Genomic DNA, 26,705 nt, shown 5'->3' on the forward strand with positions numbered 1-26,705 from the left:
TGACCCCTTGCTCGTCCCCTAGCCGCGCCCGGTGCTTCCGAATCCGCCGGCGCCCCGGTCGCTGCTTTCGAATTCATCCACGATGTCGAATTCGATTTGCTGCACGGGAACGACCACCAGCTGCGCCAGGCGCTCCATGGGTTCCAGGACGAAGTCCTGCTGGCCGCGGTTCCAGGCCGATACCATGAGCGGCCCTTGATAGTCCGAATCGATCAGCCCCACCAGGTTGCCCAGCACGATGCCGTGCTTGTGTCCCAGCCCGGAGCGGGGCAGGATGACGGCGGCATAGGCGGGATCGGCGATGTGTATCGCCAGCCCGGTGGGAACCAGCTCGGTGGCCCCTGGCTTTAGGGTGATGGGCTGGTCGATGCAGGCGCGCAGATCCAGTCCCGCCGACCCGCTGGTGGCATAGGCGGGCAGATAGTCGTTCATTCTGGGGTCCAGGATCTTCAGGCCGATTTTTCTCATGTGGGAATCAGATGGTGATTGTTGGATTGGATGGGCGTGGCGAGGGCAGGCGGCGGGCGATCTGCTCGATCAGCCGGCGCGCGGCGACGAGCTTGTCCGCGGGTGCCATAGACTGGCTGCCTGTTTCGTCGAACAGCATGAGCTCGGTATCGTCGGCGTTCATGGCCCGCTGGGCAAGATTGCCCACCAGCAAGGGCACGCCTTTGCGCCGGCGCTTGGCTTGCCCGTGCTCTTCCAGGTTTTCGGTTTCGGCGGCGAAACCGACGCACCAGGGACCTGACGGCAGGGACGCCACCTCGGCAAGGATATCCGGGTTGGGTTCGAACTCCAGGCTGGGCGCCTGGCCGTCGGGGCGTTTCTTGAGCTTGCTGTCGCTGGCGTTTGCGACACGCCAGTCGGCGACCGCCGCAACGGAGATGAATACGTCGCTGTGGCCGGCGTTGGCCATGACGGCGGCATGCATGTCGAGCGCGCTTTCCACCTCGATGCGCCGCACGCCATACGGGGCCGCGAGGGCGGTCGGGCCGGAGATCAGGATCACGTCCGCCCCCGCTTCACGGGCGGCTCGCGCGATGGCATAGCCCATCTTGCCGGAAGAGCGATTGGTGATCACACGCACCGGATCGATCTTTTCGGACGTGGGGCCAGCTGTGATCAGCACGCGGCGTCCCGCCAGGAGCTTGGGCTGAAAGAAGGCGATGAGCTCCGACAGCAGTTCGTGGGGCTCCAGCATGCGCCCGCTGCCGACTTCGCCGCAGGCCTGGTCGCCTTCGGCGGGCCCCAGCACGATGGCGCCGTCGGCCCGCAACTGCGCAACGTTGCGCTGTGTGGCAGGGTGCAGCCACATCTCGCGGTTCATGGCGGGCGCGATCAGGAGGGGGCACCCGCCCTTGGCCACGCACAGGGTCGACAGCAAGTCGTCGGCCATGCCGTGGGCCAGCTTGGCGATGAAATCGGTGCTTGCCGGTGCAATGACGATGGCGTCGGCGCCACGGCTCAGGTTGATGTGCGCCATGTTGTTGGGCATGCGCGCATCCCAGGCATCCTGGAAAACAGGGCGACCTGACAACGCCTGCATGGTCACCGCGGTGATGAAGTGCGTCGCGGCTTCGGTCATGACCACGTCGAAGGTGGCGCCTTCGTCCTGCGCGCGACGCAGGAATTCGGCCACCTTGTAGCAGGCGATACCGCCTGTCAGGCCGAGCACTATACGCTTGTTTTCAAGATCGAGCATGAGGGGGTCCGCCTTTTCAGCCTTGCGGCGACGAATCGGGTTGCTTCCTGCCACGACGCATGCGCAGGATCTCGTCCAGTATCAGCAGCGCGGCACCGCAACTGATGGCTACGTCGGCGACATTGAAGGCGGGGAAGAACCAGGATTCCCAATAAAACAGCAGGAAATCGATCACGTGCCCGTGTTGCACACGATCGATCAGGTTGCCGATCGCGCCGCCCAGTATGCAGGCAAGCGAGGCGCAAAAAAGTTTCTGCTCTGGGTTCTTGCGCAGAAGATAAAGGATCAGTCCCGTGGCGGCCAGAGCAATGGCCGTGAACAGCCACCTCTGCCAGCCATGGCCGTCGGCCAGAAAGCTGAATGCCGCGCCGGGGTTGTACAGCAGCGTGAAGTCGAAGAAGGGCAGCACGGCCCTACGTTCCCCGTATTGCAGCAGACTGTCGAAATGGACTTTGGTCTGCTGGTCGACGATGATGATGGCCGCTGCCGCCAGCAGCCATCCCCAGAAGCCGGCGCGCCGCCCGCTGGACGAAGGCCGGGGGATTTGCGCGCCCTCAGGCATAGTGCCGAAGCTCGCCGCTGCCGAACAGGTTGTCCACGCAGCGCCCGCATATGGTGGGATGCTGCGCGTCGCGTCCGACGTCTGCGCGATGATGCCAGCAGCGTTCGCACTTGGGCTGCTGGGTGGCGGAGACTTCGATGCGCAACTCGCCTTCGCTTTGGTGCACGGTGGCACGCGATACGATCAGGACGAAGCGCAAATCGTCTTCAAGGCTGGCCAGCAGCTCGTGATCGGCAGCGCCCGCATGGATATCGACCTCGGCCGCCAGCGACGAGCCGATCTCGCCGGTGCTGCGCACTTCTTCGATCCGCCGCATGGCTTCCGCGCGGATCTCGCGCAGCCGTGCCCATTTTTGTGTCAGGGCGTCCGGGGCGTCTTGAGTGGGCAGGGTGTGATAGAGCTCGGTAAAGATCGTGGCGATATGGCTGCGGCCGGGATGCAGGTCCTTCCAGGCCTCTTCGGCCGTGAACGACAGGACGGGAGCCAGCAGCTTGAGCAGAGTCTGCGTGATGTGGTACACGGCGGTTTGAGCGGAGCGGCGCGCGATGCTGGTCTTGCCCGCGGTGTAGAGCCGGTCTTTCAGGACGTCCAGATAGAAGGCGCCGAGGTCTTCGGAGCAGAAAATCTGAAGCCGGGAAATGGCCGGGTGGAATTCATAGCGTTCATAACCGGCTTGCACTTCAGCCTGCATGGCCGCTGTCATGGCCAGCGCATAGCGGTCGATCTCGAACATTTGCCCCAAGGGAACGGCATCATGCTCGTGATTGAAATCGCTGAGGTTGCCCAGCAGGAATTTCAAGGTATTGCGGATGCGGCGATAGCCTTCCACCACGCGCTTGAGGATTTCGTCGGAAATCGAGAGTTCGCCCGAATAGTCGGTCGAGGCCGTCCAGAGCCGGAGGATCTCGGCGCCCAGGGTATCGGAGACTTTTTGCGGCGCGACCACATTCCCGACGGACTTGCTCATTTTGCGGCCTTGCCCGTCGACGACGAAGCCGTGGGTCAGCAGCGCTTTGTACGGAGGACGCCCATACAGCATGCAGCCGGTGAGCAGCGAGGAGTGGAACCAGCCGCGGTGCTGGTCAGAGCCTTCCAGATACAGGTCGGCCGGCCACGCGAGCTCGTCGGCATGTGAGCCATTGACCGCGTGGTCCTGGCCGCCCAGCACAGTTGCATGCGTGGTGCCTGAATCGAACCAGACGTCCAGCGTGTCGCGGTTTTTTTCGTATTGGTCTGCCTCGGCGCCGAGCAGCTCCGCCGGATCGAGCGACTGCCAGGCTTCGATGCCTTCTTTTTCGATGCGCTGCGCGACCTGCTCCATGAGCTCGGGCGTGCGTGGGTGCAGTTCACCGGTTTCCTTGTGCACGAAGAAGGCCATGGGGACACCCCACTGCCGCTGGCGCGACAAGGTCCAGTCCGGGCGGTTGGCGATCATGGCGTGCAGGCGCGCGCGCCCCCAGGCGGGGTAGAACGCAGTGTCTTCCACGCCCTTGAGCGCGGTTTCGCGCAGGGTCGCGCCGGATTCAGGCTGGCGGTCCATGCCGGCGAACCACTGGCTGGTCGCCCGGTAGATGACCGGCGTCTTGTGGCGCCAGCAGTGCATGTAGCTGTGGGTGAGCGGCGCTGTATGCAGCAGCGCGCCGACGTCGCGCAAGGCATCGACGATTGCCGGATTCGCTTTCCAGATCATCAGGCCGCCAAAGAGAGGCAGGCTGTCGGCGTAATGGCCGTCGCCTTTGACGGGATTGATGATTTCGTCGTCCGTCAGGCCATGCGATTTGCAGGACAAAAAGTCTTCCACGCCGTAGGCCGGCGCGGAATGCACCACGCCAGTGCCGCTATCGAGCGTGACATAGTCGCCGGGATACGCGGGTGCCGTGCGCCGATAGCCTTCGTGCGCATCCCAGAGCGGGTGACGGAACCGAAGGCCCGCGAGTGCGCTGCCCTTGGCCGTCGCGATCACGGAACCACTGAGCTGCCATTCCTGCAGACAGGCTTCGACGCGATCCTGCGCCAGCAACAGCAGCGGGCCGGTGGCGCGCTCGGTGTCGAGCCTGACCAGCGCGTAGTCGAATTCGGGGTGAATATTGAGAGCCTGGTTGGCGGGCAGTGTCCAGGGCGTGGTGGTCCAGATGACGATGGCGCCGTCTTCAGCGGACGGCAGGCCGAAAGCCTGCGCCACCTTGGCGGCGTCGTCGAACTTGAAAGCCACGTATACCGACGGGTCCTTGCGGTCGGCGTACTCGACTTCCGCTTCGGCCAGCGCGGAGCCGCAGTCGAAACACCAGTTCACGGGCTTGAGGCCGCGGAAGACGTATCCCTTCTGCATGATGCGCGACAGCGCCCGGAGCTCATCGGCCTCGTTGCTGAAGTTCATGGTCAGATAGGGGTGTTCCCAATCGCCCAGCACGCCCAGGCGCTTGAAGTCCTTGCGCTGGCGGTCAATCTGTTCATAGGCATAGGCGCGCGCCTTGGCCTGCACCTCGGCGACAGGCAAGTGCTTGCCGTACTTCTTTTCGATCTGGATCTCGATGGGCATGCCATGGCAGTCCCATCCGGGTACGTAAACCGCGTCGAAGCCCGCCATGTTGCGGCTCTTGACGATGATGTCCTTCAGGATCTTGTTGACGGCGTGGCCGATGTGGATGTCGCCGTTCGCATACGGCGGCCCGTCATGGAGAATGAACTTGGGACGCCCCTTGCTGGCTTCGCGAATGGCGGCATAGACCTTGTTTTTTTCCCAATCGGCGATCCATCCGGGCTCGCGCTTGGCCAGGTCGCCTCGCATGGGGAAAGGGGTGTCGGGCAAGTTCAGGGTGTTTCTATAGTCCATGGAAGGCGAAATGGTCGCGAGCGCTTTGCGCATCGTGTTCGATGGCAGCGATCATAGTGGGAAGGTCGGGGAATTTTTCTTCGTCCCGCAGGTATTCAAGGAATTCAACACACGTGAGTTTACCGTATGCATCCACCTTGCGGTCCAGGAGGTGGACCTCCAGGAGCAGCCTGCCGCCGCTGCTTACCGTGGGCCGCACGCCCAGGCTTGCCACGCCGGCCATGGCCTCGGCTCCAAGACCGTGGGCTCTGACGACGTATACGCCCGAACGCAGGGCGCATTGCGGCGGTACGCGCACGTTCAGGGTGGGAAACCCTATGCTTCGGCCCAGCTTCTGGCCGTGGACGACATGCCCGCTGATGCGGTACGCATGCCCGAGCAGGTGGCGGGCGCGCTCCAGGTTGCCTACAGCCAGAGCAGTGCGCAACTCGGAACTGGAGATGCGATGGCCGTGTTCGTCGGACACGTCGGCGATGGTTTCGACTTCGAATCCGTAGTGGCGGCCGGCGCGCCGCAGCAGGTCGATGTCGCCGCTGCGCTTGTGACCGTATCGGAAATCTTCGCCCACCAGCAGCCAGCGCGTATTCAGTCCGTTCACCAGCAGCTTTTCGATGAAGTCCTCGGCCGACATGTCGGCCAGGCGATGGTCGAAGCGCTGGAGCGCGATCTGTTCGATGCCATGCCGGGCAAGCGTGGCGAGCTTGTCGCGCAAGCTGTTGATCTGGGTGGGTATGAGTTCCGGGCGCTGGCCCCGTCGCGCGAAGAAAGCGCGGGGATGAGGGTCGAAGGTCATGACGGCGGACGTCAGGCCGCGATCGAGCGCCGTTTGGCGCACCCGCGCAAGTATGGCCTGGTGCCCGCGGTGGACGCCGTCGAAATTACCGATGGTTACCGCGCTTGGACGCTGGCTGTCGTGGCGCGGCAGGGTGCGGTAGATGGTAGAAGAGTTTTTCACACCCGAGAGTTTACAATTTTGTATTGCTTCACTCAGGAATTATAGTCTTGAACCCCAAATTTCCTACGGGATGCCGCATCGTCGTCCTGATTTCCGGCCGTGGGTCGAACATGCGGACCATCGTCGAAACCGTCCGGGAGCGCGCGCTGCCGGCCGAAGTCTGCGCCGTCATTTCCAACAAGCCGGACGCCGCCGGCCTGGCCTGGGCAAGCGAGCAGGGGGTGGCGACGCAAGTCGTCTCGCATCGCGACTATGCCAGCCGCGATGAATTCGACGCCGCGCTCGCCGCGGCCATCGATGCCCACGAGCCGCATTATGTATTGCTTGCCGGTTTCATGCGCGTGCTTACCCCGGCCTTCGTCGAGCGGTACAATGGTCGGCTCATCAATATACATCCCTCATTGCTGCCGGCCTTTCCGGGTTTGCACACGCACCAGCAGGCGCTGGCCATGGGTGTGCAATGGCATGGCTGCACCATCCATTTCGTGACGCCCGTGCTCGACTACGGCCCCGTGATCGCGCAAGGCGTGGTGCCGGTGCTGGCGGGCGACACGCCTGAACATTTGGCTGCGCGCGTGCTGGGTGTAGAGCACCGCATGTACGCCGACGTGGTGGGCTGGCTGGCCGAGGGGCGGGTGGTGCTGGACGCCATGCAGCGCGTACGTGTCCATGGCATTCCCAGCCGTTCGTTCGTGCTGACGCCCACGGGTGTCGAATCTTCAGAAGGTCGTTATGAATAATACAGAGAAACCGCGCCGCGGCCGGGAACGAAACGCCGCCACGGGACGCGGCAAGCCGCGGCAAGGCAAGCCGCCGGCGCGCCCGGCGGCCGATCGCTCCGCCCCTCCCGCGCCGGGCGGGCGTCCTTTCGTGCTGGCGGCCGTCCGCATCGAACAAGTCCGCGCCGTCCTTGGCGAAGTCCTTCAATGGGAATTTCCGGCGGACGCCGTGCTGTCGCGCTGGTTGAAGGCGCATCCCAAGCTGGGCATGCGCGACCGCGGGGAAGTCGCAGAGGCGGTCTTCGATGTGCTGCGCAACCTCCGGCGCTATCGGCAGTTCGCTGAAAGCGGCACGGGTCCCGCCGCCCGGCGCCTGGCCATATTGGGTCTGTCCGGCGTCATGGACCACGCCGTCCTGGAAGCGGGGCTGGAAGAGCATGAGCGGCATTGGCTGGCACATGTGCGTGCGCTCGACCTTCGTGGCCTGAGCCGCGCGGTGCGGGACAGCATGCCGGACTGGCTGGACGAGAAGCTGTCATCCCTGGAGGACGCCGATGCGCTGATTCAGGCGCTGAACCAGCCGGCGCCGCTCGACCTGCGCGTGAATCCCATGCGTGTCGAGCGTGCCGACATGATCAAGCAACTGCGCAGCGGCCCGGCCTTGCGCCACGACCCTCGGCCTACGCCTTATTCGCCTTGGGGCATACGCATGCAGGGCCGCCCCCCGGTCAACCGCTGGCCCATGTTCGAGAACGGCGAGATCGAGGTTCAGGATGAAGGCAGCCAGATTCTGGCCGCGCTGGTCGCGCCGCGGCGCAGCGAAATGATCATCGACTATTGTGCGGGAGCGGGCGGCAAGACACTGCTGATCGGCGCGCTCATGCGCTCCACCGGCCGGCTTTACGCCTTCGATGTGTCCGCCGCCCGGCTGGCGCGGGCCAAGCCGCGCTTCGCGCGCAGCGGGCTGTCCAATATTGTGCCGGTCGTGATCGACCCAGAAAACGACCAGCGGGTGAAACGGTTGCGGGGCAAGGCGCATCGGGTGCTCGTCGACGCGCCCTGCAGCGGTCTGGGAACGCTGCGGCGCAATCCCGATCTGAAATGGCGGCAGCATCCCGAATCGCTTGCGGCGCTGAAGGAGACCCAGGCGAAGATACTGTCGCAGGCTTCGCGCTGCGTGGCGCCGGGAGGCAGGCTGATCTACGCGACCTGCAGCATCCTTCCCGAAGAGAACGAGGACCAGGTTAAAGCGTTTTTGACGGAAAATCCCGACTTTACGCTGCTGGATGCCTGCAAAATCGCAGCAGATCGTTGCGAAAATCTAACACTGGAAGGGCCTTTTTTGAACATGCGGCCCGACCGCCACGGCACGGACGGCTTTTTTGCCGCAGTGATGGAGCGCTCCAAGCCCGCAAAGCCCGAAAATTGATGCAAATCAATTGATGCATCTTAAAACTAAATTGAAATTCTGCTGTCATATCAAGGCCAAGTGGGCTAAACTTTTTGTTGTTCTAACATGAGGCCTTATAAGGGTTTATGGATCAAATTCTCAATTTCCTGTCGGGTGGCTTCCTGCAGCTTTCGTGGTGGAAAGTCGTCCTGGTCACGCTGGTGCTGACGCACATCACCATTTTAGGGGTGACCATCTTCCTGCATCGCAGCCAAACCCACCGGGGACTGGATCTTCACCCCGCCGTCATGCACTTCTTCCGCCTTTGGCTGTGGCTGACAACCGGCATGGTCACGAAGGAATGGGTGGCCATACACCGCAAGCACCACGCATTTGTTGAACGCGACGGCGATCCGCACTCGCCCATGGTGTACGGCATCGGCAAGGTGTTTTTCCGTGGGGCCGAACTCTATCGCGATGAGGCCGCCAACGCTGAAACCATCAAGCGTTTCGGCCACGGCACGCCCGACGACTGGCTCGAGCGCAACGTGTATTCCAAGCACAGCGTGCTGGGCATCATGATCATGCTGGTCATCGACCTGGCGCTCTTCGGCGTCCTGGGCCTGACCGTCTGGGCCGTGCAGATGGCATGGATTCCCTTCTGGGCAGCCGGCGTCGTCAACGGCCTGGGCCATTACATCGGCTATCGCAACTACGCCAGTCCCGACACCAGCACCAACGTGATGCCCATCGGCCTCATCATCGGCGGCGAAGAATTCCACAACAACCACCATGCGCACGGCACCTCGGCCAAGTTTTCCACAAAATGGTGGGAATTCGACATCGGCTGGTTCTATATCTGCATACTGCGTTTCTTCCGACTGGCCACGGTGCGCCGCGTCGCGCCCAAGCTCAAGCTCGATCCGGCCAAGAATGCGGTCGACCTGGACACCCTGCAAGGCGTGATCACGCATCGCTACGAAATCCTTGCGCGCTATACCGACCTGGTCAAGAAAGCGGCGGCCGACGAACTCAACAAGCTGAAGCCGACTCGCAAGCAGGGTAATCCCAATTGCGGCTGGACCATGCTGAAGCGTGCTCGCAAGCTCATTGTCAGCCGTACCGACGACACCAAGCTCGAGCCCGCGCAGCGCGCCGAGCTCGACAACGCGCTCGCCCAAAGCCAGTCCCTGTCCACGCTCGTGCAAATGCGCCGTGAACTCGTACGGCTCTGGGAAAGCTCCAGCGCCAGCAGCGAACAGCTTCTGGCCGACCTGCAGGCATGGTGCCAGCGGGCGCAACAAAGCGGCATTGAAGGGCTCGAGCAGTTTGCTTATCGTCTGCGCCGCTACGCGGCATGATGCTGGATAAACTCAATCCCCAGCAACAAGCCGCCGTCACCCTCCCTCCCGCACATGCCCTGGTCCTGGCCGGGGCGGGTAGCGGCAAGACCCGGGTCCTCACGACCCGCATGGCCTGGCTGATACAAACCAGCCAGGCCAGCCCCTACGGCCTGATGGCGGTCACCTTCACCAACAAATCGGCGCGCGAGATGCTCACGCGCCTTTCGGCGTTGCTGCCCATCAATACACGCGGCTTGTGGGTGGGTACTTTCCATGGCCTGTGCAATCGCTTGCTTCGGGCGCATCATCGAGACGCCGGACTGTCGCAGACCTTCCAGATCCTCGATAGCGCGGATCAATTGGCGGCAATCAAGCGGCTGTTGAAGGCGGCGGGCATCGACGACGATAAATTCCCGCCCCGTGATGTCCAGCGCTTCATCAACGGCGCCAAGGAAGAGGGGCAGCGGCCTGGCGACCTGGAAGCCTGGGATCCACATCGCAAGCGCTTGATTGAAATCTACGTGCTTTATCAAGAGCAGTGCGAGCGCGAAGGCGTCGTGGATTTTGCCGAGCTTCTGTTGCGTGCCTACGAGCTGCTGCAACGCAACGCTCCGATACGCGAGCATTACCAACGCCGTTTCCGCCACATCCTGGTGGACGAGTTCCAGGATACCAATACCCTGCAGTATAGGTGGCTGACCTTGCTGGCGGCGGACGGCGCGGCGGTATTCGCGGTGGGCGATGACGATCAGTCCATCTACGCCTTCCGAGGTGCGAACGTGGGGAATATGTCGGATTTCGAGCGCGACTATGCCCGCGGCAATGTCATCCGCCTGGAGCAGAACTACCGCTCCTACGGCCATATCCTGGATTCGGCCAACGCCCTCATCGCACACAACAGCGCGCGCCTGGGCAAGAATCTATGGACGGAGCAGGGCGAGGGCGAGCCGGTCCGGGTGGTGGAGCAGCCGTCCGACCTGCTCGAAGCCCAATGGATCATCGATGAAATCAAGGCGCTGATCAATGACGGCAGGCTGCGCAGCCAGATTGCCGTGCTCTATCGCAGCAACGCGCAGTCCCGCATCATCGAGCATGCTCTGTTTTCGGCGGCCGTGCCATACAAGGTCTATGGGGGCTTGCGCTTCTTCGAGCGCCAGGAAGTCAAGCATGCGCTGGCTTATCTGCGCCTTATGGACAATCCTCATGACGACACCTCGTGGCTGCGGGTCGTGAACTTTCCCGCTCGCGGCATCGGGGCGCGCACGCTCGAGCAGCTTGCCGATCTCGCGCGACAGCAGAATTCCAGCTTGTTCCGCGCCGTTCCCACGATGCCCGGCAAGGGCGGAACCAATCTTGCCAAGTTTGCGGGGCTGATCGAACAGATGGCCCACGAGGCACAGGTGCTTTCGCTGCCCGAGCTGATCGAGCATGTCATACACCATAGCGGCCTCATGGCGCACTATCAGCAGGATCGCGAGGGCGCAGACCGCATCGAGAACCTGCAGGAATTGATCAATGCGGCGGCGGCTTTCGTGGCGGAGGAAAACTTCGAAGGGCTGCCGGCGGGACGCATTCCCGACGACGCGCTCCAGGCTCAATCCCTAGCGGATCCCGATGCGCAGGGAAGCGTGGCGGCCATGTCTCCGCTCGCCGCCTTCCTGACGCACGCCTCGCTGGAAGCGGGCGACAACCAGGCACAGGCCGGGCAGGATGCCGTCCAGCTGATGACGGTGCATGCCGCCAAGGGGCTGGAGTTCGACGCAGTATTCATCACCGGTGTGGAAGAGGGACTCTTCCCGCACGAGAACAGCTTGCTCGAAGCCGCCGGGCTCGAAGAAGAGCGCCGCCTGATGTATGTGGCCATCACCCGTGCGCGCGAGCGCCTGTACCTTACCCTGGCGCAGAGCCGGATGCTGCATGGACAGACGCGCTATGCCTTGCGCTCCCGCTTCCTGGACGAAATCCCGGAAGAGCACCTGAAGTGGCTGACACCGCGCGAAGCGGCCCACGTGGCCCGCCAGGACAGCTGGAGCGGCGCCTTCCGCCGCGGCAGATCCTACGGCGCTTCGGATGGCGAAAGCATCGCTCCCAGGGCGCCCCGCAGCTTCAGCAGCGGCGTCACCGTGGGCGACAGGCAGTTCCGCATCGGTACGGGCGTGCGCCATGCGAAGTTCGGAGACGGCACAGTGATCGCGCTAAGCGGCTCAGGGCAGGACGCCCAGGCCCAGATCCAGTTTCGTGAGGTCGGCACCAAGACGCTGGCTCTGGGTGTGGCCAAGCTGGAGATTCTTTAAGGGCGGGGTCAGACCCCACGTGGGGTCTGACCCCAAGCTGAGGATAATCTTCGGTAGGGGTTTGGGGTCAGACCCCGAGTTCGGGATGATCTTCGGTAGCGGTTTGGGGTCAGACCCCGTACGGGGTCTGACCCCTTTGAATATCCCTTTCATTACCAAATATGACGTAGAATCTTCACGCCGCATCACACCATAGGTCAATTGCATGCAGAAGCCTATCGCTCCGTCACTTTGCGAACCATGTCACAGAATCAATAGTTCCCCGCATCAGAATATGAGGCATCAAGGCGTTCGCCAGGCGGCGTCCAACGATGGTGCACAGGAGCGCCAGTACCGATGTGTCACCTGTAACGCCATATGGATCGAGCCCATCGACAAATGGGGCGTCAGTGGTGGATTCAGGCTGTTGCCGAATATCGGCTGAGATCGAAAGAGAAGGGGTCAGACCCCATACGGGGTCTGACCCCAATCAAGCTCCGCAGGGTCAGACCCTGCATGGGGTCTGACCCTCTGTCAAGCGCTGCAGGGTCAGACCCTGCATGGGTCTGACCTCAGTCAAGTGCCACAGGGTCAGACCCCGTATGGGGTCTGACCCTGACCCTTGCTGATCAAGCCAAAGTTTCCAGCTCTTCCTGCAGGCTCAGCCATTTTTCTTCCAGCTGCGCGTGCTTTTTGCTCAGATCTCCGTGCTCTTCGAGCGCCTTCAGTCTTTCGTCGCGGCGTTCGTCGGCATAGAAGCCGGGATCGGCGATGAGGGCGTCGAGGGCGGCCAAACGATTGCCCGCCTTTTCCATATCGGCCTCGACTTTCTTGAGTTGCGTCTCCAAGGGCTTGCGCAGCGCCGATAGGCGTTGGCGATTTTCCGCTTCCTGCCGTCTTTGAGCCTTGCGGTCCACGGCCTGGGCGTCGGTCGAGGACTGCTGTTCCTGGCGGGCCTCGCTGCGTGCATTGGCGTTGCGCTCGGCTAGCCAGTCCCGATAGTCTTCCAGGTCGCCGTCGAACTCGGTGACCTTTCCGTCCGCGACGATCCAGAAGTCGTCCACCGTGGTGCGCAGCAAATGGCGGTCGTGGGAAACGAGCAGCACGCTGCCGGGGAATTCGGCCAGCGCGGTGGCCAGGGCTTCGCGCGTATCCACATCCAGGTGATTGCTCGGCTCGTCCAGCAGCAGCAGATTGGGCTTGCGCCATACGATCAGGGACAGGGCCAGGCGCGCCTTTTCACCGCCCGACATGGGCTCGATCCTGCTGTTCACGGTATCGCCGCTGAAGCCGAAGCCGCCCAGGTAGTTTCGCAGCTCTTGCTCGCGGGTTTCAGGCGCCAGCCGGGCCAGGTGCTGGAGCGGAGTGGAGTCGGGGTCGAGCATGTCCAGCTGGTGCTGCGCGAAGTAGCCAATGACCAGGCCCTTGGAGGCGCGGCGCTCGCCGGCGAGTGTCGGCAGCTCTTCGGCCAGCGTCTTCACCAGTGTGCTCTTGCCCGCGCCGTTCACGCCCAGCACGCCGATGCGAGCGCCGCCGCGCACCATCAGGCGCACATCTCGCAGGACCGTCTTTCCGCCGTCGTCCGACGACGGGTAGCCGGTGGAAACATCATCGAGCACGAGCAAGGGATCCGGCATGCTGACGGGCTCGGGGATGCGGATGTCGATGCCGGCCTCCGCATGCAAGGGCGCAAGGGTTTCCATGCGTGCCAGCGCCTTGACGCGGCTTTGCGCCTGCTTGGCCTTGGTGGCCTTCGCCTTGAAGCGATCGATGAAGCTTTGCAGCCGCGCGGCTTCGCGTGTCTGCCTGTCCCAGGCGATCTGGGTCTGGCGCAGGCGTTCGGCGCGCTGGCTTAGGAAGTCTTCGTAGCCGCCACGGTAGCGAACCAGCTTGGCGTGGTCGAAGTGCAGGATGACCTTCGCGACGGCGTCCAGGAACTCGGTGTCGTGCGAAATCAGCATGACGGTGCCCTGGTAGGCCGCCAGCCAGCGCTCGAGCCAGAGCATGGCATCCAGGTCCAGGTGGTTGGTCGGCTCGTCCAGCAGCAGCAGCTCGGACGGCGCCATGAGCGCCCGCGCCAGAGCGAGCCGCATCTGCCAGCCCCCTGAAAAGCTCTTCACGGGGCTCATCCATTCATCCGGCGCGAAGCCCAGGCCGGCAAGCAGCTGCTCGGCCCGGGAGGGTGCGCTCCAGGCATCCGCCTCGACCAAAGCGGATTCCAGTTCGGCGATGCGATGCCCGTTGCTGTCGGGCGTGGCGGCCCGTTCGGCCTGCAGGGCTCGCAACTGCGTGTCGCCATCGATGACGAACTCGCGCGCGGGCATGCTGCTGTCGCTGATTTCCTGTTCCACGCTGGCGATGCGCCAGGAGGCCGGAATCTGCAAACTGCCGGCGTCGGCATCCAGCCGGCCCTGGAGCAAAGCGAACAGCGTCGATTTTCCGGCGCCGTTCTTTCCCACGATGCCCACCCGCTCTCCCGGGTTCACCACGAAATCCGTATTGTCCAGCAGCACTTTGGTGCCGCGGCGCAGAGTCAAACCGGTAGCGCGTATCACGGGGCCAACTGTTCCCTGGTCAACAAGAGGATCTGATCTTCGGTGTTCTCGGTGCTCAGCCAGATGGGGTCCAGATCCGGGAACGCCGCCATGAAATTCTGATATTCGTTGCCGATTTCAAGAACGAAGATGCCGTCCGGCGCGAGAAAGTCGGGTACCTGGCCCAGCAGGCGGCGGACCAGGTCCATGCCGTCTTCCCCGCCCGCCAGGGCGAGCTCGGGTTCGTGAAGATATTCGCGCGGCAGGCTCGCCATCGACTGGCGGTTGACGTAGGGCGGATTGCAGAGAATCAGCTGGTACTCGCAGTGCGGCAGCTGGTCCAGCAGGTCGCTGCAATAAGTGCTGACGCGTCCGTCCAGCTTGTAGTCGTCGATGTTCCGGTTCGCCACTTCCAGTGCGTCGGGCGAGATGTCAACGGCATCGACCTGCGCATTCGGGAAAGCCAGCGCGGCCAGTATCGCCAGGCAGCCCGAGCCGGTGCAGATATCCAGCGCATAGTCGATGTCGTCGGGATTGCTGATCCAGGGACTGAGGCCATTGGCCAGAAGCTCGGATATGGGCGAGCGGGGAATGATCACACGCTCGTCGACCACGAAACGATGGCCCTGCAGCCAGGCTTCGCCGGTCAGGTAGGCGGCGGGCTTGCGCTCGTGGATGCGGCGCTCGATGAGATCGAGGAACGCAGCGCGCTCTTCGGGAACGACGCGTGCGTCGAGAAAGGGATCGAGCTGGTCCAGCGGGAGGTTCAGCGTATGCAGCAGCAGATAGGCCGCCTCGTCCCAGGCATTGTCGCTGCCGTGCCCGAAAACGAGGCCCGAGGCGTTGAACCGGCTAACGGCATAGCGCAGCAGGTCTCGCAGGGTGAATAGTTCGTGGCGGGCGGATGCGTGCATTCGGTTTTCCTATGCGTTGCCGGGGAGCAGCAGGTTCTCCAGTGTCCGGCGATAAATATTCTTCAGCGGTTCAAGCGTATCCAGCCGTATGTGCTCATTGACTTGATGGATACTGGCGTTGATGGGACCGAACTCTACCACTTGCGGGCAGATCTTGGCGATGAAGCGCCCGTCGGATGTGCCCCCGGTGGTGGAAAGCTCGGTGGCGACACCCGTCTCTGTCAGGATGGCCTGGCTGATGGCTGCGCTCAGTTCCCCCACGGGTGTGAGGAACGGCTCCCCGCCCAACGTCCAGCCCAGATCATAGTCCAGTTGATGCGATGCGAGTATGTTCGCGACGCGCTGCTTGAGCGAGTCCGGCGTGCTGGCCGTCGAAAAGCGGAAGTTGAAATCCAGGACGGCCGTGCCCGGAACGACGTTGGTCGCGCCTGTTCCCGAGTGCAGGTTGGATACCTGGAACGTGGTGGGCGGGAAGTATTCGTTTCCCTCGTCCCAGGATTCGCCCGTGAGATCGACCAGGGCGGGCGCGAGCAGATGTATGGGGTTGCGGGCAAGCTGCGGGTAGGCCACGTGTCCCTGCTTGCCTTTGATGGTGAGCCGTCCCGACAGCGATCCGCGGCGGCCGTTCTTCACCGTGTCGCCCAGCGCGTTCACCGAGGTCGGTTCGCCCACGATGCAGTAGTCCGGACGCTCGCCGCGTGCCGCAAGCCGTTCGCAGACCTTGACGGTGCCGTTGACGGACGGCCCTTCTTCGTCGGAAGTGATCAGCAGCGCGATCGAGCCGGCGTGGCCAGGATGGGCGGCGACGAATTCCTCGGCGGCCACCACGAAGGCGGCGATGGAGCTTTTCATGTCGGCCGCCCCACGGCCGTACAGATTGCCCGCGCGCTCGGTGGGTGAGAAAGGGTCGCTGGTCCACTGGTCCAAGGGCCCCGTGGGCACCACGTCAGTATGGCCCGCGAACACCAGCAGCGGACCGTCGTTGCCGCGCCTGGCCCATAGATTGATCACGTCGCCGTAAACGAGATGCTCGCATTTGAAGCCGGCAGGAATCAGGCGCGATGCCAGCAACTGCTGGCATCCGTAGTCCTCCGGCGTGACGGACGGTCTGGAAATGAGGTCGCGGGTCAGCGACAGGACGGCGGATTCCGGCATCAGGCCCTCAGCAAATCGTTGATGCTTGTCTTGGAGCGGGTTTGCGCGTCCACGCGCTTCACGATGACGGCGCAGGCAAGGCTGTGCGAGCCGTCCTCGGCCGGCAGCGAGCCCGGCACGACCACCGAGCCGGACGGCACGCGGCCATAGGTGATCCGGCCCGTCGCGCGGTCATAGATGCGTGTGCTCTGGGAAATGAAGACGCCCATCGCGAGTACGGAGTTTTCTTCCACGATGACGCCTTCCACGACCTCGGAGCGCGCACCGATGAAGCAGTTGTCCTCGATGATGGTGGGATTGGCTTGCAGGGGTTCGAGTACGCCGCCTATGCCCACGCCGCCGGACAGGTGCACGTTCTTGCCGATCTGCGCGCAGGAACCGACCGTCGCCCAGGTATCGATCATGGCGCCTTCATCCACATAGGCGCCGACGTTCACGTAGGAAGGCATCAGCACCACATTGCGGGCGATGTAGCTGCCGCGGCGGGCGACCGCCGGCGGCACGACGCGGAAGCCGCCTTGGGCGAAATCCTGGGCGTCGTAGGATTCGAACTTGGTGGAAACCTTGTCATAGAAGCGCATCGGGCCGTTGCCCATCACACGATTGTCTTCCAGCCGGAAGGAAAGCAGAACCGCTTTCTTGATCCATTGATGGACTTGCCATTCGGAACCGATTTTTTCGGCGACACGCAAATGGCCGGCGTCGAGCCCGGCCAGGGTTTCCTGGATCGCGTCGCGCAAGGGCGCGTATTCGGACGAGGGAGAGATTTCGGCGCGGATGTCCCAGGCGCTTTCAACGATGCTTTGCAGTTCTTTGGTCATAGGCGTAATACTTCGTGGTGATGCGAGACGGGGATGTCCTCCCGGTAGTCTCGCCACTGTGATCCGGGGAACGGAAGCAGGCGAGCGCTATTCCGACGCGCGTTGTCGTACGAAGCCGGCAATCCGGTCAGCGGCCTCGATGCAGTCTTCCAATGGTGCGACCAAGGCGATGCGGATCCGGCTGGCGCCAGGGTTCACCCCGTGCGCTTCCCGGGCAAGATAGCTGCCCGGCAGCACGGTGACGCCGGTCTCGCGGTACAGATCACGGGTGAACTGGGCGTCATCGTAGGGCGTGCCGGCCCAAAGGTAGAACGAGGCATCCGGCCAGCTCGCACCCAGAACGGGTTCCAGTATGGGGACCACGGCTTCGAATTTCTGGCGGTAGAGGCGGCGGTTCTCGACCACGTGCGCCTCATCACGCCAGGCCGCGATGCTGGCGGCGGACACGACGGGGCTGATGGCGCTGCCATGGTAGGTGCGGTACAGCAGGAAGGCGCGGATGAGTTCCGCATCGCCCGCGACGAAGCCCGAACGCAGGCCCGGTACGTTGGAGCGCTTGGACAGGCTCGAAAAACTGATCAGTCGACGATAATCGTGGCGTCCAAGCAGGGCGGCAGCCTGCAGGCTGCCCAGGGGCTTGTCCCGCTCGTTGAAATAGATCTCTGAATAGCATTCGTCGGCGGCGATGGCGAAGCCATGCCGGTCAGACAGGTCGAACAGGGTTTTCCAGTCTTCCAGCTTGAGCACGCTGCCGGAGGGATTGGCGGGCGAGCAGATGAATAGCAATTGTGTCTTTTGCCAGACCGCGTCGTCCACCGATCGCCAGTCATAGCCGAAGTTCAGTTCAGGCTGGGCGTTGATGAAATACGGCTGTGCGCCGGCAAGCAGGGCCGCGCCTTCGTAGATTTGGTAAAAGGGATTGGGGCATACGACATAGGCCCCGGCATCCGGGTCGACGACGGTCTGGGCGAAGGCGAAAAGCGCCTCGCGCGAGCCCAGGGCCGGCAGCACCTGGGTTTCCGGGTCGGGCCGCGCAATGCCGTAGCGGTTTGAGATCCAGTCGGCAATGGCACCGCGCAAGGCGGCGTCGCCCTTCGTTGGCGGATAGACGGCCAGGCCGCCCATGGCGTCCTGCATGGCTTGCGCAATGAAGCCCGGCGTCTCGTGCTTGGGCTCGCCGATCGACATGTTGATGGGTTTGAGCGAGGCTGCGGGGGAGCCGGCCTGCGCCAGCAGGTTTCTGAGCTTTTCGAAGGGGTAGGGATGGAGCGCGCCGAGTTGGGGATTCATGTTTTTGTACCGAGGGTGGATGGCCAGCATTGCGCCCGCCCATACGGAAAAAACAAGTGTTTGGAGCGAAGGTGAACTTCACATCCGCGCGAGTTCTGCGTTTGCGAACGAACGGATAATTTTACAGAAAACGATGCACTTGCGCTACGGGGTCAGACCCCGTGTGGGGTCTGACCCCGGCCCTTAGCTCGTTTTGTTGGGGGTCAGACCCTATAGGGTCTGACCCCTTGCCATGCGTTTCGAGAGGTCGGACCCCGTACGGGGTCCGACCCCATGGACCAGCCCGATCATCCCAGCAGTTCGCTCCAATTCCGGAAAGCGAAATGCTGCGACATGCTTTTGAGCGCTTGATCGCCGTACCCCGATTGATGCAGGACGAAGCGGACGCCGGCCTGGCGTGCGCAGTCGGCGTCCACGGATGTGTCTCCGAAGTACAGGCATTGGTCCGGCCGCAGCCCCAGCATGCGTATCGTTTCAAGCAGCGGTATGGGCGAGGGCTTGGCCGCCGACCAGGTGTCGGCGCCGCTGATGAAGTTGAAGTGCGTGTCGATGCTGACCTTGCGGGTGGCCGTGAGCGCGCTGGCATGAAGCTTGTTCGTGCAGATCGCCATGGGTAGCGATGCGTCGCGGCAGGCGTTCAGCACGTCTTGCGCTCCGGCGTAGAGCCGGGTGTTGCGATGGCCCATGGCGGCATAGTTTTCGACATAGCGTGCCCGCAAGGGCGTGAGGTCGGTGGGCATCGTCCAGCCCATGTCGGACGCGATGGAGCGCATGATGCCTTCGCCTGTGCCATGCAGGTCGCTGGGGAAGTAGTCGTCGGGAAGCAGCCCCAGGCCAGCCTGATGAAACGTCAGGCGCATGCCGTGCAGGATGTCCGCGGCGCTGTCGATGAGTGTGCCGTCCAGGTCGAACACCAGGCCGCGCACGTCGTTTTCCATGAGTATTGGATGCAGGTTGATCGCTTGTTCCATTGCTTCACGCACGTTTCAAAAGTCCTTCAGGGGTGGCGGCATAGCCGGTCAGGGTGCGCTCCATGTAGCGCATGCGCCACGACAGCATTTTCTGGGCATACCTTAGCATGACCGGCTGATAGGCGGGATCGCCGGCCAGGTTGCTCAATTGGGCCGGATCGGCATTCAGGTCGAAGAACAGGGGTGGGGCATTGGTGAAGTGGACATACTTGTAGTCGTGGTCCTGGATGACCGCCAGGGAACTGTCGTCCAGGCCCGTGCCCATGTGCTCTTCGGGCAGGGGATAGGGATCGGCCCCCGTGGGGGACTTGCCCCCAAAGAACAGGTTCCGGAAGTCGAACTCGTAATGCACTTCCGTGCGCCATCCCTCTGGTGTCTTGCCCTGCGGCAGGAAGGGCAGCAGCGATGCGCCGTCGCAGTTGCGTGGAACCGGCAGGCCCATCCATTCCAGGATGGTGGGCATGGTGTCGATGGTTTCCGTGAAGTCGCGCACGATCATGCCCCGGCTGCCGTCAGCCTCCGGGCGGGGATCGCGGATAATCATGGGGATGTGGTAGCTTTGATCGAAGTAGCCGATCTTGCCGAGCATATAGTGGTCGCCGAGCTGCTCGGCATGGTCGCTGGTGAAGATGATGAGGGTATCGTCCCATTGCCCGGTCTGCTTCAGGAAATCGAAGACGCGGCCCAGCTGGGCATCGACCTCGCTCATCAGGCCATAGTAGGTTGCACGCATCTGCTTGACTTCATCGATCGACATGCTGCTGGCCAAGCCCCGGCCATGCCGGAAGAACTTTTCGCGGCCGACCGTTTGCACGTAATAGTCCAGCAAAGGATGCTGGGCGGCTTCCTCCTCGGCACTGTCTGCGCGCACGGGGGGCGGGCTGTCCTTGGGGTCGTACATGGCATTCCAGGGCTCGGGCGCGATGAACGGAGGATGAGGCCGGTAATAGCCCAGGTGCAGAAACCATGGCTTGTGCCGCGCGCCGTGCAGATACTCCAGTGCCTTTTCCGTGAAGAACGACGAGTCGGAGTATTCCGCGGGCACGACGGAGGGGCTGGCCGCCGCGCCGATCTCGTCGGGTGCGGCATCGCGCGGCAGCCACATGTCCTCCGGCGTGGCAGGCATGCCCGACCAGTTGCGCGAGGCCCAGGCGAAGTAGGATTCCATTTTCAGGCCCCACGACCCCACCAGCTTCCAGCCGTCCATTTCGCCGCCCAGCACGCGGAAGCGGGGATCCTTATGGTCGGTGTAGCGCGGGTCCGGCGTGGTCGTGGTATAGCCGACCAGGGCGGGCTCATAGCCGCCTTTTCGCGATTCCCAGGCGATATTGGTATGGCGCGCATCGAGGGGAATGGTGTTCTGCGCCGCCCGGTGGTTCATCATGTACATGCCGGTCAGCAGGCTGGCCCGGCCGGGTCCGCAGGGCACCGCCTGCGTGTAGTGATGGGCGAAGGTCACGCCTTCGTCCGCCAGGCCTGACACGTTGGGCAGCTGTATATGATGGCCCAGCATGGGCAGGGTATCGCCGCGCCACTGATCGACAACGATCAACAGCACATTCTTCTTGGACTTCATGATGCTTCCTTGATTCACTGGCTTAACTGACAGACGGGTCGAGACGGTCGCGCAGCCAGTCTCCGACCAGGCTCATTGAAAAGGTGGTTATGACGATGACGAAGCTGGGGCACAGCAGTATCCAGGGAGCCGATTGCAGGTATTCGCGGCCGTATCCCACCATGTTGCCCAGGCTGGCCATGGGAGGCTGCACGCCAAGCCCAAGGAAAGACAGCCCGGACTCCAGGAGCACGACGCCTGGAAAAGTCACCGTGATGTTGACGATGATGGTGCTTGCGATGTTGGGCAGCACATGCCGGCCGTATACGCGCCCGGCGGATGCGCCCAGCTCGTGCGCTGCCGCGGCATAGCCCTGCTCGTTCGCGGTGATGGTAAGGCTGCGTGCGACGCGGGCGGCCCTTTCCCAGCCGTAGAATCCCATCAAGGCGATGAACAGCGGCAGGGAGTTGCCGAAGAAGGCGAGCACCGCCAGCGCGATGATCATGAAGGGCATCGACGCCTGGAAATCGATCAGCACCAGAACCAGGTTTTCGACCCACCCCCGGAAATGCGCAGCCAGCATGCCCAGCAGCACGCCCAGGACGGTGGAGATGGCCGTCGAGGCGAAGGCGATCAATAGACTGATCTGGATGGCCGAGATGACGCGCGACAGGACGTCGCGGCCCAGCTCGTCGGTGCCCAGCACGTGGCTCCACGTGCCGCCGAAGAAGACGGGCGGCTGGAGGCGGGCGCGCAGGTCGATCTGGCTGAATCCGTAAGGCATGAGCCATTGCGCCAGCAAGGCGACGACCACCATGGCCAGCAGCCAGGCCAAGCCCAGCAGCACCAGCGGCGGCCAGGACTTGAGGAAGGCTTGCCTATTGCTGCGCGATCGCTGTAGCGGAGATGCCGTTCGTCGGTTGGGGTCAGACCCCGTACGGGGTCCGACCCCTTTATGTTGGATGGCGGGGTCAGACCCCGAATGGGGTCTGACCCCTTGAACGATACTCATGCCTGTGCTCCGCGATGGCCCGCCCGCAAGCGGGGATCCAGAATGACGTAGAGTGCGTCGACGACCAGATTGGCGACGACCATGCAAGCGGCGACGACCAGCAGGATGGCCTGCACCACCGACAAGTCGCGGCTGGCGACGGACGTCACCAGCAGGCGTCCTTCGCCCGGCCAGGAGAAGACGCTCTCCACCACGACTGCGCCCGCGATCAGGCCGCCCACCATCATTCCGATCAGCGTAACGGTGGGAATGGCGGCATTGGGCAGCGCATGGTGGAACACCACCTGCCGCCAGCTCAGCCCCTTGGAAAGGGCCGCACGGATATACGGCTGGCCCATTACTTCCACCATCGCCGAGCGGGTAAAGCGCGCCAGCACCGCGGCACCGCCCAGCGACAGGGTCAGGATGGGCAGCAATGCATGCTGGATGCTGCCATAGCCGCCCGTCGGCAGCCAGCCCAGGCTCACGGAGAACATCATGACCAGCAGCAGGGCCAGGACGAAGCTCGGGCAGGTGTGTCCCGCAATGGAAAAGCCCATGAGAAACCGGTCGATGCGCGAGTTGTGATGCAAGGCGGCGTACACGCCGGCCGGCACGCCGATCAGCAACTGCAGGATCAGCGCAGGAACCGTGATGGCCAGCGTGGCCGGAATGCGTTCCAGCACGGTCTGCATGGCGGGCGCGCCGTCTTTCATGGAGACGCCGAAGTTGCCCTGGATGAGGTTGACGAGATAGCCGACATACTGCTGCCAGAGCGGAGCATCGAGCCCCCAGGCTTTGCGGAAGGCTTCGATGGCCTCGGGCGGCGCATCGGGCGACATGATGATCAGGGCGGGGTCGCCCGACATGCGCAGGATCACGAAGGCGAAGCTCAGCACCAGGAATAGCGTGATGAGCAGTCTTCCTATGCGTACGGAAAAATAATGGAACATGGTTTCAGGTATTGGGTGATAGACGCAGGCAAGCCGCCTTGCGGCCTCCGCTCAAGGTCTGCAGCGGCGGCACCAGCTCGCGGCAGCTGGCGGTCGCTTGCGGACAGCGCGGATGGAAGGCGCAGCCCGAAGGCATGTCGATGGGATTGGGCGGATCGCCCTCCAGCAAAATGCGCTTGTGGCCTTTGCCCCGGGCCAGGCTGGGAATGGCCGAGACCAGCGCCTGGGTATAGGGATGCGCCGGATTGGCGAACAAGTCTTGAGGCTTGCCCTGTTCGACGATGCGGCCCAGGTACATGACGGCCACTTCATCGCAGATCTGCCGGACGACCTTCAGGTCGTGGCTGATGAACAGCATGCCCAGGTCATGCTGCTGTTGCAGGTCCTGCAGCAGATTGATGACTTGAGCCTGGATGGATACGTCCAGCGCGGAGATGGGTTCGTCGCAGACGAGCAGCCTGGGCTGCAGAATGAGTGCGCGAGCCAGGACCACGCGCTGCCGTTGCCCGCCAGAAAGCTCATGCGGGTAGCGGTTCCAGAGCGCCTGGTTCAGGCCGACTTCGTTCAGCATGCCGCGTGCGCGATCCTTGCGCTCCGCTGTCTTCCCCACGGAGAAGACATCCAGCGGCTCGACAACCTGGGACAGCACCGGCAGGCGCTTGTCGAGCACGCTCAGGGGATCCTGGTACACCATCTGCATGTGCCTGCGCATCTCGCGCCAGCGTGCGTTGCGGCGCCCGGACAGTGGTTCGCCGTCAAAGCGGATCTGTCCGGCGGTGGCGGGTGTGAGGCCCAGGCTGAGCCGGGCGGTGGTCGACTTGCCGCAGCCGGATTCGCCCACCAGGCCCAGCGTCTTGCCCGCCTGGATGGCAAAGGATACGTCGCTGACCGCCTTCAGGGTCAGGGATCGCGCGAACAGGTTGCGCTGCGGCCGCACGCGGTAGTGGCGCGCCAGCGAGCTGACTTCCAGCAGGGGCGCGCTCATGGATGCTCTCCCCAGCAGGCGGTCAGGTGATCGTTCCGGATGGCGACGAGAGGAGGAAGCTCCCGTTCGCAACGCTCGGAGCGATGAGGGCAGCGGGGAGAGAAGCCACAGCCCGCCGGCATGGCCATCGGAGATGGCACGGACCCGGGGATGGCCTCGAGACGCTTTATGGGTCCCTCAAGGTCCGGGAGCGCGCCGATCAGTCCTCGCGTATAAGGATGCTGCGCCTGCTCGAACAGAGTTGCCGAGGGCGCTTTCTCCACGACGCGCCCCGCATACATGACCATGACGCGGTCGCACACCTGCGCGATGACGCCGAGATCATGGGAAATGAGCACCAGGCCCATTCCGGTGTCACGCTGCAGCTCCTGCAGCAGGTCCAGGATCTGCGCCTGGATGGTCACGTCCAGGGCGGTCGTCGGTTCGTCGGCCACCAGCAATTCGGGCTGACCCGCGAGAGCCATGGCGATCATGACCCGCTGGTTCATGCCTCCCGACAGCTCATGGGGCCAGGCCCGCATGCGTTGCGCGGCGCTGGGGATGCGGACGCGATCCAGCAGGCGGACGGATTCGGCGCGCGCCGCTTCGCCTTTCAGGCCGTGATGCAGCGTGACCGCTTCCATCAATTGCTTGCCTATGGTCTTGACCGGATTCAGGCTTGAGGATGGATCCTGGAAAATCATCGCGATGCGCCGGCCGCGTATGCGCGTCATGGCGTGCTGCGATAGTCCGGCAATGTCTTCGCCGTTCAGCAGGATCTTGCCGGCGATGCGTCCGCGCCGGCCCAGCAGTTGCATGACGGCCATCCATGTGACGCTTTTTCCGCAACCGGATTCGCCGACCACGCCCAGCGTCTCCCCGCGCCGCAGGTCCATATCGACGCCATGCAGCACGGGAACCAGATGCGTGCCGTTGTCGAAGGCCACCTTGAGCCCACGTATGCTCAGCAGCGGCCGCTCATCTTGCCGCAATGCCGCGGCAGGTGCGCTCAAATGCCGGCTGGCCGTACGAGGCGGCTGCCAGCCGTCTTGCGCGACGAACGGGGTGAGGGTGGCTTCCATCAAGCTTTAACCTGCACGGTGTTGCCTTTGCGGAAGTCCATGTAGAAGGTCGGAGACCATTTCCACTGTATGTCCTTGCGCTTGGCGTAGAACGCGGCGGTCTGGTGGACCACCATGTAGGCGGGATCCTCGTATTCGGCGATCTCCAGCATGCGGGCGAAGCTGAGCTTGCGCTCTGCGGGATCCGTTGAATTCTCCAGGACCGACGACAAGCGGTTGAACTCTTCATTGGTCCATTCGCCTTTCTGCTGTTGCTGGCCATTGGGACCATGCTGCTGCACCAGCGAGCTGACCGGGTCGTTGAAGCCCGCGGAGTTCGACCAGTCGCGGATGCCGCGGGGACTGGACGGGTCATAGATCTGGGACCAGTTCTCCACCATCTGTATCACCACGTTCAGGCCTACGGCGCGCCACATCTCGGTCATGATCTGAGCCTTCTGAACCTGGCCCGTGTAGTAGTTGTTCAGTACACGGTAGGGAATGGTCTCGCCCTTGTAGCCGGCCTCCTTGAGCAGTTGCTTCGCCTTTTCGGGATCGTAGGCCGGCGCATTGTGCTCGGCGATCAGCATGGGGCCGTAGAACTCGAACTGCAAGCCTTTGGGTACCACCGTGCGGCCGTCCCACATCATGTCGACGATGGTCTGCCGGTCGATGGCGTGCGACATGGCCAGGCGTACGCGCGGGTCCTTCAGTGCGGGATGCTGTTTGTCGAAGCAGGTGATCTGGTGATTGATGATCGGCCCGCCCACGAACTCCAGCTTGCCCGACGCTTCCACGGTCTTGACCTGATCAGTGGGAATATCGGTGGCGAAGTCATACTCGCCGGCCAGCATGCCGTTGATGCGCGATGCCAGCTCGGGAACGTCGAAGAAATGCACTTCGTCCAGCTCCGGCGGTCCGCCCCAATACTGCTCATGCCGTTCGAGTATCAAGTACTGGTCTTTCTTGTATTCTTTGACCTTGTAGGGTCCGGTGCCCGCGGGCGCTGCCGCCCAGGCCTGCCAGTCGCCGGCTTCCTGATAGTGGCGCTTGCTGATCACGTCGCAGCCCATGCGGGTCAGGCGGCCTTCCAGGGTCGGGTCGGGAATGGCATTCACGAAATGGACCGTGTATTTGTCGATGACCTTGACCTCTTCCAGCGACGGCCACAACCGCCTGCCGACAGCGGCGACTTCCGGCGGGCACTGGGTGCCGCGGGCTTTGCCGGCATCGCTGGAGTCGGTGCGTATGGTCTTGGCGCCGTCGCCGCGGTTGGGCTGGGTGTCGCCGAACATGACTTCGGGCCCGAAACTGAAGGCAAGGTCCTCGGCCGTCATTTCATCGCCATTGTGAAAGATCACGCCCCGCCGCAGCTTGACTTCCAGCACGCGGTCGTTGACTCGCTTCCACGATTCGGCCAGGCCGGGTTGCGGGCTGAGGTCGCCCAGCACGTCGGTGGCAATGACGGGTTCGAGTATGGAGGGCAGAATGCGGCGGCCGACGTTGCTCTGCTCGCGCAGGGTCGCCAATGTGCCGTTGTTGCTGAGCGCCGAAGCAGCGATGCGGCATATCCGCTTCCCGCCGGCGCTCCTGCCGGCTTGGGCCCAGGCGGGAGAGACGAGGGAGGTAGTGAGCAGGCTGGCCGTCAGGCCCAGCATTTCGCGGCGGCTTAGCTTCATTGTTTGCTTCCTGGATTGCGCCGCGAGGGCGGCGCCGGTT

22 protein-coding genes are annotated in these 26,705 nt (G+C 63.3%); 5 read left to right on the forward strand and 17 right to left on the reverse strand.

Going from position 1 to position 26,705, the window contains the following annotated elements; translation table 11 throughout:
• Positions 1 to 18: 18 nt before the first annotated feature.
• The 5 genes from dut to ACSBPU_RS09420 are packed head-to-tail and all read right to left on the reverse strand — an operon-like array spanning position 19 to position 6,052.
• Positions 19 to 468, reverse strand: a complete 450-nt coding sequence (gene dut / locus ACSBPU_RS09400) for a dUTP diphosphatase (protein WP_180070669.1) — start codon at positions 466 to 468, stop codon at positions 19 to 21.
• 7 nt (positions 469 to 475) lie between these two features.
• A complete protein-coding gene (gene coaBC / locus ACSBPU_RS09405) occupies positions 476 to 1,702 on the reverse strand; it encodes a bifunctional phosphopantothenoylcysteine decarboxylase/phosphopantothenate--cysteine ligase CoaBC (RefSeq protein ID WP_442597534.1) in 1,227 nt (408 codons plus the stop codon).
• A gap of 16 nt (positions 1,703 to 1,718) precedes the next feature.
• Positions 1,719 to 2,264: a signal peptidase II gene (gene lspA / locus ACSBPU_RS09410; RefSeq protein ID WP_442597536.1), complete on the reverse strand. Its 546-nt coding sequence runs from the start codon at positions 2,262 to 2,264 to the stop codon at positions 1,719 to 1,721.
• Positions 2,257 to 5,097, reverse strand: coding sequence for an isoleucine--tRNA ligase (gene ileS / locus ACSBPU_RS09415; protein ID WP_442598285.1), 2,841 nt, complete (start codon positions 5,095 to 5,097; stop codon positions 2,257 to 2,259). The genes lspA and ileS overlap by 8 nt, the downstream gene beginning before the upstream one ends.
• Positions 5,087 to 6,052, reverse strand: a complete 966-nt coding sequence (locus ACSBPU_RS09420; RefSeq protein WP_442597538.1) for a bifunctional riboflavin kinase/FAD synthetase — start codon at positions 6,050 to 6,052, stop codon at positions 5,087 to 5,089. The genes ileS and ACSBPU_RS09420 overlap by 11 nt, the downstream gene beginning before the upstream one ends.
• Before the next feature lie 110 nt (positions 6,053 to 6,162).
• On the opposite strand from ACSBPU_RS09420, the gene purN reads away from it, so the two are divergent.
• The 5 genes from purN to ACSBPU_RS09445 all read left to right on the forward strand — a co-directional run bounded on the left by purN (position 6,163) and on the right by ACSBPU_RS09445 (position 12,222).
• A complete protein-coding gene (gene purN, locus ACSBPU_RS09425; protein ID WP_442598287.1) occupies positions 6,163 to 6,792 on the forward strand; it encodes a phosphoribosylglycinamide formyltransferase in 630 nt (209 codons plus the stop codon).
• Positions 6,785 to 8,200 (forward strand): RsmB/NOP family class I SAM-dependent RNA methyltransferase, encoded by a 1,416-nt coding sequence (locus tag ACSBPU_RS09430; RefSeq protein ID WP_442597540.1) that lies wholly within the window; start codon positions 6,785 to 6,787, stop codon positions 8,198 to 8,200. Before purN ends, ACSBPU_RS09430 begins: the two co-directional genes overlap by 8 nt.
• Before the next feature lie 107 nt (positions 8,201 to 8,307).
• A complete protein-coding gene (locus ACSBPU_RS09435) occupies positions 8,308 to 9,522 on the forward strand; it encodes a DesA family fatty acid desaturase (protein WP_442597542.1) in 1,215 nt (404 codons plus the stop codon).
• Entirely contained in the window at positions 9,519 to 11,798 is a 2,280-nt protein-coding gene (locus ACSBPU_RS09440) for a UvrD-helicase domain-containing protein (protein ID WP_442597544.1), read from the forward strand. Before ACSBPU_RS09435 ends, ACSBPU_RS09440 begins: the two co-directional genes overlap by 4 nt.
• Before the next feature lie 274 nt (positions 11,799 to 12,072).
• Positions 12,073 to 12,222 (forward strand): hypothetical protein, encoded by a 150-nt coding sequence (locus tag ACSBPU_RS09445; protein WP_442597546.1) that lies wholly within the window; start codon positions 12,073 to 12,075, stop codon positions 12,220 to 12,222.
• A 184-nt stretch (positions 12,223 to 12,406) separates the two neighbouring features.
• Here the strand turns inward: ACSBPU_RS09445 and ACSBPU_RS09450 are convergent, their stop codons facing one another.
• The 12 genes from ACSBPU_RS09450 to ACSBPU_RS09505 form a co-directional block, all read right to left on the reverse strand.
• Positions 12,407 to 14,332 (reverse strand): ABC-F family ATP-binding cassette domain-containing protein, encoded by a 1,926-nt coding sequence (locus ACSBPU_RS09450; RefSeq protein ID WP_442597548.1) that lies wholly within the window; start codon positions 14,330 to 14,332, stop codon positions 12,407 to 12,409.
• Positions 14,329 to 15,225: a 50S ribosomal protein L3 N(5)-glutamine methyltransferase gene (gene prmB / locus ACSBPU_RS09455; RefSeq protein WP_442597550.1), complete on the reverse strand. Its 897-nt coding sequence runs from the start codon at positions 15,223 to 15,225 to the stop codon at positions 14,329 to 14,331. Before prmB ends, ACSBPU_RS09450 begins: the two co-directional genes overlap by 4 nt.
• 9 nt (positions 15,226 to 15,234) lie before the next feature.
• Entirely contained in the window at positions 15,235 to 16,380 is a 1,146-nt protein-coding gene (gene dapE / locus ACSBPU_RS09460; RefSeq protein WP_442597552.1) for a succinyl-diaminopimelate desuccinylase, read from the reverse strand.
• Entirely contained in the window at positions 16,380 to 17,201 is an 822-nt protein-coding gene (gene dapD / locus ACSBPU_RS09465; protein ID WP_180070646.1) for a 2,3,4,5-tetrahydropyridine-2,6-dicarboxylate N-succinyltransferase, read from the reverse strand. Before dapD ends, dapE begins: the two co-directional genes overlap by 1 nt.
• A gap of 87 nt (positions 17,202 to 17,288) precedes the next feature.
• Complete coding sequence (gene dapC, locus ACSBPU_RS09470) at positions 17,289 to 18,491, reverse strand: succinyldiaminopimelate transaminase (protein ID WP_442597554.1); 1,203 nt, start codon at positions 18,489 to 18,491, stop codon at positions 17,289 to 17,291.
• Between the two features lie 287 nt (positions 18,492 to 18,778).
• Positions 18,779 to 19,474, reverse strand: coding sequence for an HAD family hydrolase (locus tag ACSBPU_RS09475; RefSeq protein WP_442597556.1), 696 nt, complete (start codon positions 19,472 to 19,474; stop codon positions 18,779 to 18,781).
• Positions 19,467 to 21,038 carry an alkaline phosphatase family protein gene (locus ACSBPU_RS09480; RefSeq protein ID WP_442597558.1) on the reverse strand — a complete coding sequence of 524 codons (1,572 nt, stop codon included), beginning with the start codon at positions 21,036 to 21,038 and terminating at the stop codon, positions 19,467 to 19,469. The genes ACSBPU_RS09475 and ACSBPU_RS09480 overlap by 8 nt, the downstream gene beginning before the upstream one ends.
• A gap of 22 nt (positions 21,039 to 21,060) precedes the next feature.
• Entirely contained in the window at positions 21,061 to 22,029 is a 969-nt protein-coding gene (locus ACSBPU_RS09485; RefSeq protein WP_442597560.1) for an ABC transporter permease, read from the reverse strand.
• Positions 22,026 to 22,961 carry an ABC transporter permease gene (locus ACSBPU_RS09490; protein ID WP_442597562.1) on the reverse strand — a complete coding sequence of 312 codons (936 nt, stop codon included), beginning with the start codon at positions 22,959 to 22,961 and terminating at the stop codon, positions 22,026 to 22,028. Before ACSBPU_RS09490 ends, ACSBPU_RS09485 begins: the two co-directional genes overlap by 4 nt.
• A 4-nt stretch (positions 22,962 to 22,965) precedes the next feature.
• Positions 22,966 to 23,946 (reverse strand): ABC transporter ATP-binding protein, encoded by a 981-nt coding sequence (locus ACSBPU_RS09495; protein ID WP_442597564.1) that lies wholly within the window; start codon positions 23,944 to 23,946, stop codon positions 22,966 to 22,968.
• Entirely contained in the window at positions 23,943 to 25,007 is a 1,065-nt protein-coding gene (locus tag ACSBPU_RS09500) for an ABC transporter ATP-binding protein (RefSeq protein WP_442597566.1), read from the reverse strand. The genes ACSBPU_RS09495 and ACSBPU_RS09500 overlap by 4 nt, the downstream gene beginning before the upstream one ends.
• On the reverse strand, positions 25,007 to 26,665 hold the full coding sequence (locus tag ACSBPU_RS09505; protein ID WP_442597568.1) for an ABC transporter substrate-binding protein: 1,659 nt from the start codon (positions 26,663 to 26,665) through the stop codon (positions 25,007 to 25,009). Before ACSBPU_RS09505 ends, ACSBPU_RS09500 begins: the two co-directional genes overlap by 1 nt.
• Between the last annotated feature and the right edge of the window lie 40 nt (positions 26,666 to 26,705).

This window comes from Parapusillimonas sp. JC17, from assembly GCF_052180245.1.
In the GTDB taxonomy this organism is placed as follows: Bacteria; Pseudomonadota; Gammaproteobacteria; order Burkholderiales; family Burkholderiaceae_B; genus Parapusillimonas.